Source organism: Acinetobacter sp. WCHAc010034 (assembly GCF_001696615.3).
Taxonomy (GTDB): Bacteria; Pseudomonadota; Gammaproteobacteria; order Pseudomonadales; family Moraxellaceae; genus Acinetobacter.
In genome coordinates this window covers 1,326,007-1,341,354 of sequence record NZ_CP032279.1, presented here as the reverse complement: position 1 = coordinate 1,341,354, position 15,348 = coordinate 1,326,007, and the positions used below count along the sequence as shown (strand labels likewise).

The 15,348-nt window shown below is 50.6% G+C and carries 9 protein-coding genes, 2 tRNA genes and 3 rRNA genes; 7 read left to right on the top strand and 7 right to left on the bottom strand.

The window, feature by feature from the left end; all coding sequences use genetic code 11:
* Nucleotides 1-11: 11 nt before the first annotated feature.
* Both BEN74_RS07980 and BEN74_RS07975 read right to left on the bottom strand, forming a co-directional pair.
* Nucleotides 12-935 carry a mechanosensitive ion channel family protein gene (locus tag BEN74_RS07980; protein WP_068911663.1) on the bottom strand — a complete coding sequence of 308 codons (924 nt, stop codon included), beginning with the start codon at nucleotides 933-935 and terminating at the stop codon, nucleotides 12-14.
* Between the two features lie 9 nt (nucleotides 936-944).
* A complete protein-coding gene (locus BEN74_RS07975; RefSeq protein ID WP_068911665.1) occupies nucleotides 945-1,772 on the bottom strand; it encodes a hypothetical protein in 828 nt (275 codons plus the stop codon).
* A 93-nt stretch (nucleotides 1,773-1,865) separates the two neighbouring features.
* Between BEN74_RS07975 and gspE the strand changes: the two genes are divergently transcribed.
* The gene (gene gspE / locus BEN74_RS07970; RefSeq protein ID WP_068911668.1) at nucleotides 1,866-3,359 is read left to right on the top strand and encodes a type II secretion system ATPase GspE; all 1,494 of its coding nucleotides are present in this window, start codon (nucleotides 1,866-1,868) and stop codon (nucleotides 3,357-3,359) included.
* A gap of 132 nt (nucleotides 3,360-3,491) precedes the next feature.
* On the opposite strand, the gene BEN74_RS07965 is transcribed toward gspE, so the two are convergent.
* The 5 genes from BEN74_RS07965 to BEN74_RS07945 all read right to left on the bottom strand — a co-directional run bounded on the left by BEN74_RS07965 (nucleotide 3,492) and on the right by BEN74_RS07945 (nucleotide 7,529).
* Nucleotides 3,492-3,917 carry an organic hydroperoxide resistance protein gene (locus tag BEN74_RS07965; protein ID WP_068911671.1) on the bottom strand — a complete coding sequence of 142 codons (426 nt, stop codon included), beginning with the start codon at nucleotides 3,915-3,917 and terminating at the stop codon, nucleotides 3,492-3,494.
* Nucleotides 3,918-4,044: 127 nt separating this feature from the next.
* Entirely contained in the window at nucleotides 4,045-4,869 is an 825-nt protein-coding gene (locus tag BEN74_RS07960) for a carbon-nitrogen hydrolase family protein (protein WP_068911674.1), read from the bottom strand.
* A gap of 33 nt (nucleotides 4,870-4,902) precedes the next feature.
* Nucleotides 4,903-5,424, bottom strand: a complete 522-nt coding sequence (gigB, locus tag BEN74_RS07955) for an anti-anti-sigma factor GigB (RefSeq protein ID WP_068911676.1) — start codon at nucleotides 5,422-5,424, stop codon at nucleotides 4,903-4,905.
* A gap of 112 nt (nucleotides 5,425-5,536) precedes the next feature.
* On the bottom strand, nucleotides 5,537-6,505 hold the full coding sequence (gene gigA, locus BEN74_RS07950) for an RsbU family protein phosphatase GigA (protein ID WP_068911678.1): 969 nt from the start codon (nucleotides 6,503-6,505) through the stop codon (nucleotides 5,537-5,539).
* Nucleotides 6,506-6,605: 100 nt separating this feature from the next.
* Nucleotides 6,606-7,529 carry a VacJ family lipoprotein gene (locus BEN74_RS07945; protein ID WP_068911681.1) on the bottom strand — a complete coding sequence of 308 codons (924 nt, stop codon included), beginning with the start codon at nucleotides 7,527-7,529 and terminating at the stop codon, nucleotides 6,606-6,608.
* Nucleotides 7,530-8,079: 550 nt separating this feature from the next.
* On the opposite strand from BEN74_RS07945, the gene BEN74_RS07940 reads away from it, so the two are divergent.
* The 6 genes from BEN74_RS07940 to BEN74_RS07915 all read left to right on the top strand — a co-directional run bounded on the left by BEN74_RS07940 (nucleotide 8,080) and on the right by BEN74_RS07915 (nucleotide 15,264).
* Nucleotides 8,080-9,617: ribosomal RNA gene (locus BEN74_RS07940) — 16S ribosomal RNA — on the top strand.
* Nucleotides 9,618-9,678: 61 nt separating this feature from the next.
* Nucleotides 9,679-9,755, top strand: a tRNA-Ile gene (locus tag BEN74_RS07935).
* 50 nt (nucleotides 9,756-9,805) lie between these two features.
* Nucleotides 9,806-9,881, top strand: a tRNA-Ala gene (locus BEN74_RS07930).
* Nucleotides 9,882-10,246: 365 nt separating this feature from the next.
* A 23S ribosomal RNA gene (locus tag BEN74_RS07925) occupies nucleotides 10,247-13,140 on the top strand.
* Between the two features lie 197 nt (nucleotides 13,141-13,337).
* A 5S ribosomal RNA gene (gene rrf, locus BEN74_RS07920) occupies nucleotides 13,338-13,452 on the top strand.
* Together the 16S, 23S and 5S rRNA genes with 2 tRNA genes alongside form the textbook arrangement of a ribosomal RNA operon.
* A gap of 357 nt (nucleotides 13,453-13,809) precedes the next feature.
* Nucleotides 13,810-15,264 (top strand): RNA polymerase factor sigma-54, encoded by a 1,455-nt coding sequence (locus tag BEN74_RS07915; RefSeq protein ID WP_068910340.1) that lies wholly within the window; start codon nucleotides 13,810-13,812, stop codon nucleotides 15,262-15,264.
* The last annotated feature ends 84 nt before the right edge of the window (nucleotides 15,265-15,348 follow it).

Below are 15,348 nucleotides of genomic sequence, written 5' to 3'. Positions count from 1 at the left end.
GCCGCAATGCTTTATTTCAAATTCGGTTCACGCTTGATTTCCTGCGCATTGGCATAGCGGTCAACTTCATCTGGCTGCACAGGGCGCGATAGCGGATGGTCGACAAAGCCCATCTTCGGCACAGGAATCTCAATCTGGTTTTCCAGAAAGCCGTTGCGGATGCGCTCCTGCATCTCATCGCGCACTTTCAGGAAGTTTTCCTGCTGGCACCAGACCGCAAACAGCAGTTCAATCGACGATTCGCGGAATGCCGTTACCGTTACGGCCGGCTTCGGGTCAGCCAGCACCAGCGGATATTTCTGGGCCACATCCAGCAGCACTTCGCGCACCTTGATAATGTCTTCGTGAAAATTAATCGCCAGCGTAATCGGAATGCGCCGGATCGGAAACTTGGACAGGTTATGCACCGGCGCGCGGATCAGCTGCTCATTCGGCAGGCGCACATAGACATTGTCTTGGGTCAGCAGCTTTACCGACAGCAGGTCAATCGAAATCACTTCGCCTTCAATGCTGTTGCCGCGGATCAGGGTGATTTGAATAGTATCGCCAATCTCAAATGAGCCTTCGCCAATCAGGAACATGCCGCTGATCAGGTTGGAGGCGGACGTCTGCGAAGCGAAACCCAAGGCCACAGTCAGGATGCCGGCCGCGCCTAAAAATACGCTGAGCTTAAAGCCGGCTTCCTTTAAGCTGGCCATCACAAAAATCAGAAAAATGAAATAGAAAATGCCGCGGCGCCAGACCAGCTGCTGATGCGCGTTGAAGCGGCTGCCGATGGTGCGGATAAAAGTATTGGAAACAAAGCGCGCAATTAAAAAGCCAATCAGGCTCAGCATCAGGGCAACCAGCAGTTCGGTCAGGCGGTCGGCATTGATGCTGCCGAAAATGCCTTTCAGGCTGCTGGCGATTTCTGCGGGAATATTAGTATCAGCCATGATTGCCCCTTAGAAAAATGAATCGAACATGTTGAACAGGGCGCCCGCCGGCTCTCTAGGCGGATGCACATAAGTCACTTCGCCGGCCAGCGGCGGGGTGCGGTTTTCAATCCGGATGCGCGGCGGCCTGTCTGAAGCTTCATGCAGCACTTTAATCTGCGAAGTCCACAGGCGGCCGGTGCTCTCGCTGTAAAATAAAGGCAGGGCGGGAATCGGCACATTCATGCGGTCAAAGCGCAGCTGCTGATGGCTGATGTTGTGGAATTCAATCGGCGTCACGGCGCGGAAGGCGCGGGTTTTCAGCTGATGCAGCTCTGTCCTGCCGTCTACAGCGGTCGCGTAGCAGATTTCCCCCACGCACATATTCGGGCCGAACCAGGTGTCTTTCGGCAGAATCACCGGCAGTTCAAATAAAGGCTCCCTTTGCCCGTCAGCAAAACCGGCAATCCACAGCGGGGTGCTGATGTACAGGGTGCCGCGCTGTCCGGCGGGAATATAAATCGGATCAACCGGCTTAATCACCACCGAGCGGTCAGCCAGCCGCGGCATGAGCTGAATGCTTTCATGGGTATTTTTAAACATGTAGCGCTCGACCTTGACCGGCTGCGGAAAGGCGAATTCAGGATCATTGATCTGATGCCACTGCTGCTCATAGTCATACTGCACAGCCGGGCGGTGATATTCCAGGCGCCATTCCTGCAGGCCGCGGGTCAGCCGGAACAGCAGGGAGCCGAACTGCCATGATTTTGGCCGGTTCAGCTCAAAGTGATGCTCTCCCCACCATTTCAGCTTAGGCGCTTCCGTTTCCAGTCCGTCATTCTGTAAAGACAATGGCATTTTCCCTCTGTAATAAAACCTGAAAAAACAGACTTCACGCTGTCATGCGCTTAGAGTACACTCAAATCAATTTTTTCATCATTATAAACTGTGATGCAAATGCTCAAACAATTACAAATACCCTACAGTTTTGCCAAGCGCCACGGCGTTCTGCTCCGCTATGAGGGCGATCAGGCGGTTATTGTGCGCCGCAGCAGCACGCCTTTGCCGGCGCTGCAGGAAGCGCGCCGCTTTTTGGGGCACGCCGCGCAGCACCAGTTATGCACCGATCAGGAATTCAATCAGCTGCTCAGTTCCAGCTTTGCCGGCGATACCGGTGAGTCGCAGCAGGTGGCTGCCGGTCTGGAAGACCATCCGGATCTGCTCAGTTTGGCGGACTCGGTGCCGGAAGCCGAAGACCTGATGGATCAGGAAGATGATGCGCCGATTGTGCGCCTGATTAACGCCCTGCTGTCGGAAGCCATCCGCGTGGGCGCATCCGACATCCATATTGAATCTTTTGAAAAGAAATTATCCGTGCGCCTGCGGGTGGACGGCCAGCTGCGTGAAATCGTGCAGCCGCGCCGCGAGCTGGCGCCCTTGCTGGTGTCGCGGATCAAGGTCATGGCCAAGCTGGATATTGCTGAAAAGCGCGTGCCGCAGGATGGGCGCATTTCGCTGCGCCTGGCTGGGCGCGAAGTGGATGTCCGCGTGTCGACCCTGCCGTCGTCCTACGGTGAGCGCGTGGTGATGCGCTTGCTGGACAAGCAGGCGGGGCGCCTGAACATGACCCATCTGGGCCTGATGAATAATGACTATGAGCGCCTGAAAGTGCTGGTGCACCGTCCGCACGGCATTATTTTGGTTACCGGCCCGACCGGTTCAGGTAAAACCACTACCTTGTATGCGGCACTGTCTGACCTGAATGACGGCTCAAAAAACATTTTGACTGCCGAAGACCCGATTGAATATCAGCTGGAAGGCATCGGCCAGACGCAGGTCAACAGCAAAGTGGATATGACTTTTGCCCGCGCGCTGAAAGCCATGCTCCGCCAAGACCCGGATGTGGTGATGGTCGGCGAAATCCGCGATCTGGAAACTGCGGAAATTGCCGTGCAGGCGTCTTTGACCGGCCATCTGGTGCTTTCGACCCTGCATACCAATACCGCGATTGGCGCCGTGACCCGCCTCAAGGACATGGGCATTGAGCCGTTCCTGCTGTCCAGCTCATTAATCGGCGTGATTGCGCAGCGCCTGGTGCGCACCCTGTGCGCGCATTGCGCCACTTGGCATGCCGCCGATGATTTTGAACAGCAGCTGTTTGCCCATATTGAGCATGAGGCTGAACTGCAATTGCCGAAGCCGAAAGGCTGCGATCACTGTTCGCATAGCGGTTTTAACGGCCGTACCGCCATTTATGAAATTGTGCCGGTCGATGAGCAGATGCGCCGCCTGATTCACGGCAATGCGCCTGAGTTTGAAGTTGAAGCCTATGCGCGCAAGCACTCCGGCTCAATCCGCGACGATGGCCTGCGCAAGGTGCTGGCCGGCAAAACCACGCTGGAAGAAGTGCTGCGCGTGACCAATGAAGCCGAAGCAGCAGCATGATTGCGCCCATAATAAAAAAATCAGGCATTTGCCTGATTTTTTTATGCTTAATGCGTGCTAAACGCCTTCAAAATGCGGAAGCGTTCTATCCTGAAACAGCTGCTTCAATTTCAGGATAGATGCAGCCAGCGCTTAAGTAATCACATTCAATGTGACATTGATATTATTGCGGGTCGCATTGGAATAAGGGCAGACAATATGCGCTGCGTCTACCAGCTGGCGCGCTTCGGCCGGGTCCATGCCTTCCAGGTGAATATTTAAGGTGGCTTCTATGCCGAAGCCGGTTGGAATAGGGCCAATGCCGATTTCGCCTTCAATATACGCATCTTTGGCGATGTTCAATTTATCCCGGCCTGCTACAAATTTCATTGCGCCTAAAAAACAGGCTGAATAGCCGGCGGCGAAAAGCTGCTCAGGGTTGGTGCCGCCGCCGGCGCCGCCCATTTCCTTAGGCACGGCCAGCTGCACATCTAAAATGCCGTCCGAAGAGGTTGCCCTGCCGTCGCGGCCGCCCGTTGCTTTCGCTTTTGCGGTATATACTGCTTTTTCTAAAGCCATGTTTGTTCCCTGCGGATTAAATGCGAGCTGTTATCGTGGAATATTTTGCTGGAATAATAAGCAGTGATTTTGTAATTTTTATCGGCAGCGGGACTGTATCAGGGCAGGCGCTAAAAGCGCGGGAGGATTAATACTGCAGCAGCACCCGGTGCTGGATTAGCGGCATGGACTCGCGGAGCTTGGCCTGTTCGGCGGCATCAAACGGCACGGTAATCAGTCCAGCGCCTTCGGCATGGTGAATATCCAGCAGCTGGCCGCGGCAGCCGGCTGCGCCGGTATGGCCCCAGGTTTGGCGCTTTTCGCCGTGCCAGCCCTGCTGCGCAGCGCCCAGCACCGCGCACTGGCTGTCCATGGCGCGCGCCTGAAGCAACAGCTGCCAGTGCTGTTCGCCGGTGGTGTGGGTGAACGCTGCCGGCGCCGTGAGAATATCCGCGCCCTGCGCGCGCAGCGTCAGCGCCAGTTCGGGAAAGCGCAGGTCGTAGCAGACCATCAGGCCAATATTGCCAAATGGCGTTTTGGCCACAACCGCATCTGTGCCCGGTTCAAAGAATCTGGATTCCTGATAGCCGCCAACCGCATCGCCGACCTGCACATCAAACAAATGGATTTTGTCGTAGCGCGCTTCGGTTTTTTCCGGGCTGATGCAGAGGCTGGCGGTGCGCACGCGGCCGTCCTGAATGACGGAGCCGTCCGGGCGGAACGGGCAGGGCAGCGTGCCGGCAACAATCCATATCTGATGCTGATGCGCCAGCTGTTCCAGGCGCTGCTGAATCGCTTCAAACTGGGTGGCGGTTTCACGCTGCTTGCCGGCAGCGAAGCAGGCGAAGTTTTCAGGAAAGACGATCAGGCTTGCGCCCTGCGCTTTGCTCTGCCGGATCAGCGATTCAATGACAGTGAAGTTCGCTTCAATATCATTTTGGGAATTCATCTGGGCTGCGGAAAGGAAAGTCATAATCGCTGAAGGTCTCTGAAGTTGCTGAACCGGCTAGGCGTTCTGCTGCACAGCTTTTTTGTCCAGGCTGTCCTGTTCTTTCTGCAGCTGCTTGACCAGCGGCTCAAACATATTCTGATTGCTTTCATTGAGCTTCATCAGGGTTTTGTGCGCATCTAAAACGGTATTCAGCATGCCGCCGTGGGTAATATGCTCTTCCATTAAGGCGCGCGTGCAGACTTTCGGATCGCCGCAGTAATCAAGAATCACAAATACCTGCCCCAGGCCCATGCTGTTGGCCAGTGTTGTGATATCTGAGTTTGTAGACAGCATGACTGCCTGAATGTGGTGGATTTGCTTGAGCTTTAAGCCCAGTTTAGCCAAAACACCTAAAACTGTACTGTCAATAAATGTCGCTTGGGTTAAATCTACGATCGCGCCGATGACATTTTCTTGCTGTTCAATCTTATTGAGTAACTTGTCTAAACTAATGCAGGATTGAGCACGCACTTCGCCAATAAGCTTAAAAATATGCGTTCCATTCAAGCTTGCATATTCAACATGACCGGTTGACATATAAATGCCATTTGCAGAGAAGGATAGAAAATTATCCCATAGGGCCACTGCTTACTCAAGTAGCCAACAGTCTTATAAGCTGGGTAAAAAGTCTAAATAGCTGATTAATCAATTAATTCATTCGGCATAAACTTAAGATGGCAATATCGTCCGCAACGTGGTCAGGCGCTTGAAATGATTGATTTTGCAAATGATGCACCAATTGCCCCAGCTGCTCATTCAAGCCGCCGTCAAAAGGCTCCAGCGCGCCGTCTGAGCAAATAATGAATTTTGCGTGCTTATTTAAAATACACTCGAATTCTTCTACTTCCAAATCTTCGGTTAAGCCCAGCGGAAAGCTGCTGGTGGTTAAAATCTTCGGCTCCTGATTCGGCTCAAATAAAATGGCGGGCGGATAATGCCCTGCGCTGGACCAGCGCAGCAGATGCGTTTCCAGATTCAGGATGCCCGCAAGCATGGTAATGTGCTTTTCAATATTTTCCTGCACCAGCATGCCGTTCAGCTTTTTAATCAGTTCGCGCGGGGTTTTGGAGCGCCCGTGAAAGGCCGCCATCCATGACGTCAGCAGGCTGCTGGTGACGCCGTGGCCGGAAACATCGGCCAAATAAAAGATGATTTCCTTATCGCTGATTTTCCAGTAATCGTACCAGTCGCCGGACAGGTAGGCGGAGGGCTGGAAAAAAGTTTCAACTTTATAGTTGGTCAGTTCGATAGGATTGGGCAGCAGCTTCTTTTGCAGTTCGGCAGCCGAAGGCAGGTCGCGGCTGTCCTGGTTGCGCTTGTACTGCGCATCAATCTTAATTAAAGCCTGCTGCGGATTTGCCGGCAGCTGATTCCACAGCCAGCCGGCCAAGGCGCCCTGTTCCCATGCCAGCGCCAGCGCGGCGCCTTCATTTTCAAAAGCCAGCACAATGGTCGGCAGCGCCCATTTATGCGCTAAATAGTCGGCGGCATCTGCAATCGCGATAATCGTTGGATCATACAAATCGAGATCTTCAATATTAATCATCTGAACACTGGGCAGTGCTGCGATAACCTGATCTAAATAGGGAATATCACGCGTCGGCTGAATGAAATACATAAAGAAATAGGATGGCCCTTGGGCTGGCATTGTTCAACTACTATAGCAAGCAAATCATTGCTGGAGGAAAAAATCGCCTCCAGCTGGATGAAAAACACGCTTATTCTGTGGCGGCATTGCCGGAATCATCTTCTGAAGAGTTCTCCGGCGCATCGGCAGCAGGATCTGCATCTTCATCCAGTTCCGCATCATCATCAAAAAACAGGCTGTCTTCCGCAATGCCTTTTTTCTCGCTGACGGCAAAGCTGATGCGCTGCAGATAAAAATCGCGGATTTGCGCGTATTTGTCGCCCTGCAAGGTGCTTTCCAGGTCTAAAAGCTGCGAGCGCGCATCAATGCCGCGCAGGGCCTGTTCGGACCAGTATGCGCCATCATGATCTTCAAGCAGGTATTTCTGCGGGCGCGCCTGGCTGTCTACCGCAAGGCCTGCGCCTTCGCGGATGGTGCTTGGGCCAAAAACCGGCAGCACCAGATAAGGGCCGGAAGGCACGCCGTAGTAGCCTAAAGTAATGCCGAAGCCTTCCGCTTCAGAAGTTAAGTTCAGGCGGCGCGCAGGATCAGCAAAACCCAAAGTGGTCAGCGTATTTACAGTAAAGCGGCCTAAAGACTTGGCGGCGCGCGCCGGTCGGCCCTGTATCAGCTGATTGACCGCATTCCACGGCTCATTTAAATTTTTGCGGAACTGGCGGTATGAGCTGCGGACCTCATCAGGCACTTTTTCTACATACTGAATTGCAAGCGGGCGCGCAATGCCGTTATCCAAAGCCTCATTGAAAGCATACATCTTGCGGTTGAACGCTTCAAAAGGGTCTTTTTCCTCATCAGCCTGCGCTGCATTGGCATTGACTGATAGCTTTTTAGCAACTTCAGACGATTTAGTCAGCGCAGCTTGGGCCAGCTGCTGCGTTTTTGATAGGCTGGCTGCCTCCGCAGCTGCAGCTTCTTCAGCCGGCTGATTGGCAAAAGCTGGAGCAATGCCGGCAAAACACAGCAGGCCTGCATAAAAATAAAAAGAATGACGCATATATAGTCCTGACGCTTTTTACTCAGCAAAAGTGTTCACCTAATAATAAGTAAAAACGTTCCAATAAGCTTTAATAATTGCTATTAAAGCAAATTTGATCAAATTATGAATAAAAAAATGCAAAATGCATAAAAAATACCCGTCCGGAGCGAATTTTCTGAAATATTTAAAAAAAGGCCTTGCGTCTGTAATTTTTTCCCCTATAATGCATATCCATCGGCGGTGATGTTGATTAAAACTTGTTGAGAAACAAGAATTTAGCTAGATTGGTTAAATTTCTGAATCTTGAATGAGTTTAAAAATAATCATCAAAACCAGTTGACTTTCTTTTGAAAGAGAGTAATATAGCCGACCTAGCTTGATGCTGACGAAGCATTGAGAAGATCATTAAGAGAATATGAAGAACAACTTGTGTGGATTTTTACCGGTTGATCGATCGAAATAATTTTCATTGATTGATGGTAGAAATTACTCGAAGTTTATTTGAGAAATTAATGTCAGAAAATTGATGAGCCAGATTTGGTGTTTTGAATAAAGCACTATTGATTTTAAACTGAAGAGTTTGATCATGGCTCAGATTGAACGCTGGCGGCAGGCTTAACACATGCAAGTCGAGCGGGGAAATGTAGCTTGCTACATAACCTAGCGGCGGACGGGTGAGTAATGCTTAGGAATCTGCCTATTAGTGGGGGACAACGTTTCGAAAGGAACGCTAATACCGCATACGCCCTACGGGGGAAAGCAGGGGATCTTCGGACCTTGCGCTAATAGATGAGCCTAAGCCAGATTAGCTAGTTGGTGGGGTAAAGGCCTACCAAGGCGACGATCTGTAGCGGGTCTGAGAGGATGATCCGCCACACTGGGACTGAGACACGGCCCAGACTCCTACGGGAGGCAGCAGTGGGGAATATTGGACAATGGGGGGAACCCTGATCCAGCCATGCCGCGTGTGTGAAGAAGGCCTTTTGGTTGTAAAGCACTTTAAGCGGGGAGGAGGCTCTTCTAGTTAATACCTAGGATGAGTGGACGTTACCCGCAGAATAAGCACCGGCTAACTCTGTGCCAGCAGCCGCGGTAATACAGAGGGTGCGAGCGTTAATCGGATTTACTGGGCGTAAAGCGTACGTAGGCGGCTTTTTAAGTCGGATGTGAAATCCCTGAGCTTAACTTAGGAATTGCATTCGATACTGGGAAGCTAGAGTATGGGAGAGGATGGTAGAATTCCAGGTGTAGCGGTGAAATGCGTAGAGATCTGGAGGAATACCGATGGCGAAGGCAGCCATCTGGCCTAATACTGACGCTGAGGTACGAAAGCATGGGGAGCAAACAGGATTAGATACCCTGGTAGTCCATGCCGTAAACGATGTCTACTAGCCGTTGGGGCCTTTGAGGCTTTAGTGGCGCAGCTAACGCGATAAGTAGACCGCCTGGGGAGTACGGTCGCAAGACTAAAACTCAAATGAATTGACGGGGGCCCGCACAAGCGGTGGAGCATGTGGTTTAATTCGATGCAACGCGAAGAACCTTACCTGGCCTTGACATAGTAAGAACTTTCCAGAGATGGATTGGTGCCTTCGGGAACTTACATACAGGTGCTGCATGGCTGTCGTCAGCTCGTGTCGTGAGATGTTGGGTTAAGTCCCGCAACGAGCGCAACCCTTTTCCTTATTTGCCAGCGGGTTAAGCCGGGAACTTTAAGGATACTGCCAGTGACAAACTGGAGGAAGGCGGGGACGACGTCAAGTCATCATGGCCCTTACGGCCAGGGCTACACACGTGCTACAATGGTCGGTACAAAGGGTTGCTACCTAGCGATAGGATGCTAATCTCAAAAAGCCGATCGTAGTCCGGATTGGAGTCTGCAACTCGACTCCATGAAGTCGGAATCGCTAGTAATCGCGGATCAGAATGCCGCGGTGAATACGTTCCCGGGCCTTGTACACACCGCCCGTCACACCATGGGAGTTTGTTGCACCAGAAGTAGGTAGTCTAACCGCAAGGAGGACGCTTACCACGGTGTGGCCGACGACTGGGGTGAAGTCGTAACAAGGTAGCCGTAGGGGAACCTGCGGCTGGATCACCTCCTTAACGAAAGATTGACGATCGGTAAGAATCCACAACAAGTTGTTCTTCATGACGATGTATCTGAGGGTCTGTAGCTCAGTTGGTTAGAGCACACGCTTGATAAGCGTGGGGTCACAAGTTCAAGTCTTGTCAGACCCACCAAATCTGCAAACTGAAACAGAGAATCAGAAACATTGGCCTTATGATAAGCTGGGGACTTAGCTTAGTTGGTAGAGCGCCTGCTTTGCACGCAGGAGGTCAGGAGTTCGACTCTCCTAGTCTCCACCATCACTTTAGAGTGATTAAGCTGAGAAGTTAGATTATAGAATTTAGTAAATAAGATCATTTGATTTTAGTTTATTAAGTTCTGTGATTTATCACAGTTGACTGCAGTCCGACGAGGATGCAGTGAATCATTAACAGAATATATTTGAGTTGAAATAATTTGTTCATACTCGTTTTAGCCAGCTTAACAAGCAATTGTTAATGCTGAATGAAATGAGTTACTAGCGAAATTAACTGAATCAAGCGTTTTGGTATATGAATCTAATTGAAGCTGTACAGTGATTAAGTTCACGAAACTCTAACTGTGGCAATTAAGTTTGCGACGCGAAATACTACTTGTAAGTATTAGCGACTGTTTGGGGTTGTATAGTCAAGTAATTAAGTGCATGTGGTGGATGCCTTGGCAGTCAGAGGCGATGAAAGACGTAATAGCCTGCGATAAGCTCCGGGGAGGCGGCAAATATCCTGTGATCCGGAGATTTCTGAATGGGGAAACCCACTTGCCATAAGGCAGGTATCGCAACATGAATACATAGTGTTGCGAGGCGAACGAGGGGAAGTGAAACATCTCAGTACCCTTAGGAAAAGAAATCAATTGAGATTCCCTCAGTAGCGGCGAGCGAACGGGGAACAGCCCATTAAGTCATATAAGTTCTAGCGGAATGCTCTGGGAAGCGCAACCGCAGTAGGTGATAGTCCTGTACGCGAAAGGGCTTATATGATGATGTCGAGTAGGGCGGGGCACGTGAAACCTTGTCTGAATATGGGGGGACCATCCTCCAAGGCTAAATACTCCTGACTGACCGATAGTGAACCAGTACCGTGAGGGAAAGGCGAAAAGAACCCCTGTGAGGGGAGTGAAATAGATCCTGAAACCGCATGCATACAAGCAGTGGGAGCCGGCTTAGTCCGGTGACTGCGTACCTTTTGTATAATGGGTCAGCGACTTACATTCAGTAGCAAGGTTAACCGCATAGGGGAGCCGTAGGGAAACCGAGTCTTAATAGGGCGCTTAGTTGCTGGGTGTAGACCCGAAACCAGGTGATCTATCCATGAGCAGGTTGAAGGTTGGGTAACACTAACTGGAGGACCGAACCCACTGTCGTTGAAAAGCCAGGGGATGACTTGTGGATAGGGGTGAAAGGCTAATCAAACTTGGTGATAGCTGGTTCTCCCCGAAAGCTATTTAGGTAGCGCCTCGGACGAATACCATTGGGGGTAGAGCACTGTTTCGGCTAGGGGGTCATCCCGACTTACCAAACCGATGCAAACTCCGAATACCGATGAGTACTATCCGGGAGACAGACTGCGGGTGCTAACGTCCGTAGTCAAGAGGAAAACAATCCAGACCGCCAGCTAAGGCCCCAAAATTATAGTTAAGTGGGAAACGATGTGGGAAGGCATAGACAGCTAGGAGGTTGGCTTAGAAGCAGCCACCCTTTAAAGAAAGCGTAATAGCTCACTAGTCGAGTCGGCCTGCGCGGAAGATGTAACGGGGCTAAAACTATATGCCGAAGCTGCGGATTTGCAATTTATTGCAAGTGGTAGGGGAGCGTTCTGTAAGCCGATGAAGGTGGATTGAGAAGTCTGCTGGAGGTATCAGAAGTGCGAATGCTGACGTGAGTAACGACAAAACGGGTGAAAAACCCGTTCGCTGAAAGACCAAGGGTTCCAGTCCAACGTTAATCGGGGCTGGGTGAGTCGACCCCTAAGGCGAGGCCGAGAGGCGTAGTCGATGGGAAATTGGTTAATATTCCAATACTTCAGTATAATGCGATGAGAGGACGGAGAAGGTTAAGTCAGCCTGGCGTTGGTTGTCCAGGTGAAAGGTTGTAGGCATGTATCTTAGGCAAATCCGGGGTACTCTATGCTGAGAACTGACAGCAAGCTGCACTTGTGCAGTGAAGTGGCTGATACCATGCTTCCAGGAAAAGTCTCTAAGCTTCAGTTATACTGGAATCGTACCCTAAACCGACACAGGTGGTCAGGTCGAGTAGACCAAAGCGCTTGAGAGAACTCTGCTGAAGGAACTAGGCAAAATGGTACCGTAACTTCGGGAGAAGGTACGCTGCTGGCGGTGATGGAACTTGCTTCCTGAGCTGCCGGCAGCCACAGAAACCAGGCCCCTGCAACTGTTTATTAAAAACATAGCACTCTGCAAACACGAAAGTGGACGTATAGGGTGTGATGCCTGCCCGGTGCTGGAAGGTTAATTGATGGGGTTAGCGTAAGCGAAGCTCTTGATCGAAGCCCCAGTAAACGGCGGCCGTAACTATAACGGTCCTAAGGTAGCGAAATTCCTTGTCGGGTAAGTTCCGACCTGCACGAATGGCATAATGATGGGGGCGCTGTCTCCAGCAGAGGCTCAGTGAAATCGAATTCGCCGTGAAGATGCGGTGTACCCGCGGCTAGACGGAAAGACCCCGTGAACCTTTACTGCAGCTTGACATTGAACTTTGATCTTACTTGTGTAGGATAGGTGGGAGGCTTTGAAGCCGGGACGCTAGTCCCGGTGGAGCCAATCTTGAAATACCACCCTGGTAATATTGAGGTTCTAACTCTGTCCCGTTATCCGGGACGAGGACCATGTCTGGTGGGTAGTTTGACTGGGGCGGTCTCCTCCTAAAGAGTAACGGAGGAGTACGAAGGTGCGCTCAGCGTGGTCGGAAATCACGCGTAGAGTATAAAGGCAAAAGCGCGCTTAACTGCGAGACCCACAAGTCGAGCAGGTACGAAAGTAGGTCTTAGTGATCCGGTGGTTCTGTATGGAAGGGCCATCGCTCAACGGATAAAAGGTACTCTGGGGATAACAGGCTGATACCGCCCAAGAGTTCATATCGACGGCGGTGTTTGGCACCTCGATGTCGGCTCATCTCATCCTGGGGCTGAAGCAGGTCCCAAGGGTATGGCTGTTCGCCATTTAAAGAGGTACGCGAGCTGGGTTTAGAACGTCGTGAGACAGTTCGGTCCCTATCTACCGTGGGCGCTGGAAATTTGAGAGGATCTGCTCCTAGTACGAGAGGACCAGAGTGGACGAACCTCTGGTGTACCGGTTGTGACGCCAGTCGCATCGCCGGGTAGCTATGTTCGGAAGGGATAACCGCTGAAAGCATCTAAGCGGGAAGCCTACCTCAAGATAAGATTTCCCTAGGAATTTATTCCTCTAAAGAGCCGTTGAAGACTACGACGTTGATAGGCTGGATGTGGAAGTGCGGCGACGCATGAAGCTGACCAGTACTAATTGCTCGTGAGGCTTGACTATACAACGCCCAAGCAGTTGTATACGAAGCATCAATTGATTCGAAATCAAACGATCAAACTTGATTTAGTTGAAAAGCTAAGTAAAATTGAACAAATTGCATAAACTCAGATATACCTGTTAATAACTCATTTGGAAAAAACCTTGGCATGCACTGAAAAGTGAACAGATAAGACCAAGCGAGTATCCATAACAGTTGTGCTGGCGACAATAGCGAGAGTGAACCACCTGATCCCTTCCCGAACTCAGAAGTGAAACCTCTTTGCGCTGATGGTAGTGTGGGGTTACCCATGTGAGAGTAAGTCATCGCCAGCTCATTATTCAAAACCCCCTCCGATAAAATCGGAGGGGGTTTTTTTATGCATATAAAAATTATAATTGATAAGCTGATTATGAAAATCTGTATAAATCTGATCAGTCATTGATTTTAATATATTGATCCTAAAGAATTTATTACTATTGAAAATGCCACATGCTGTTCATTCATATTTTGCAAGCCATTACTGCTGATAATGAAAATGCAGTAAGTTTGCGTAATCAGCTAAGCTGTTTAAAAGGCTGAACGCCTTAGTTTAAATAATCTGTATTATTTTAATAAAATTGTGCTATAAATAATTAAAACGGCACAATAATTGCTTATAAGTTGCGCCATCAGGCGAGGGAAAATCATCTATGAAGCTATCGGTTGGATTAAAAGTTGCAAATTCGCTGTCTTTAACGCCGCAGCTGCAACAGGCCATTCGTTTGCTTCAGCTTTCCAGCCTCGAGCTGGAGCAGGAGATTCAGGCGCAGCTGGACAGCAATCCGCTGTTGGAGAAAGCTGAAGAGCAGGCGAGCATTGAAAGCCTGTCTGCGCTGAACGAGCTGGAGCAGGAGCGCAAGGATTTAACCAGTGAGCTGAATGCGGACCACTTGCCGGATGATCTGCCGGTGGATACCGATTGGGATGATGTCTATACTCATCAGCCGACCAGTTTGGGCGCAGCCGAATTTGAAGAACGGGAAGACAACCGCCAAGGGCATTTAAGCCTTAAAGCGCATATGCTGGAGCAGGTCAATCTGCTGCATTTTTCCGCGGTGGATAAGCTGATTGCGCACTGCATCATTGACTCACTTGATGACAAGGGCTTTTTAGACTGTGAGCTGTCAGAGATTACGCAGTCCGTTCAGCATCTGCTGCAAAGCATGGATTATGATGAGCTGGTGGAAGATGATGAAGCGCTGGTTGTGCTGAAGCATATACAGCGCTTAGACCCCATCGGAATCGGCGCGCGGAATTTAGCTGAATGCCTGACGGTGCAGCTGGAAAACTTGCCTTTAAATACCGTGAACCGCAGAGAGGCGATGCTGCTGCTGCAGCATTATGAGCTGCTGATCAGCAATGAGCTGCCTAAGCTGGTGAAGCAGACGGGCTTGAATGCCGAGCAGCTGAAAGCGGCTGTGGAGCTGCTGAAAACGCTGAAAGCCCATCCCGGTATTGAGTTTGAGGACCGGGATTCCGATTATCAAATTCCTGACGTGGTGGTTTCGAAAAAAAACGGCTGCTGGCATGTACAGCTGAATCAGGATGTGATGCCGAAGCTGCGCGTAAATTCATTTTATGCCGGCATGATCAAGCGCGCAGACCAGAGTGATGATAACCAGTATCTGCGCAATCAGATGCTGGAGGCGAAGAATTTCATTAAAAGCATTGATGAGCGGCATAAAACACTGCTTAAAGTCGCCACCTGCATTGTTGAGCATCAGCGCGCGTTCTTCGAGATTGGCCCGGAAGGCATGAAGCCCTTGGTGCTGCGGGACATTGCGGAAGAAGTGGAGCTGCATGAATCCACGGTATCGCGGGTGACCACCAGCAAGTATATGCTGACGCCGCGCGGCCTGTATGAGCTGAAGTATTTCTTTTCCAGCCATGTCGGAACCACTTCCGGCGGCGAAGCCTCGTCTACGGCCATCCGGGCCAAAATCAAGAAAATGATTGCCGATGAAAATATACGCAAGCCATTGTCTGATAACGCAATTGCAAACATGCTGAAAGATGAGGGCATTGATGTGGCGCGGCGCACGGTCGCAAAATATCGCGAATCGTTACATATTCCGTCATCTTCTGAACGAAAAGTCTTGATCTGATTTTTGAAATCTGACTATTCTAGAGGTTCATTATGACGAAATAATGAATCTCTTTTTTATTTAAGGAATGGCCGGAATGACTTG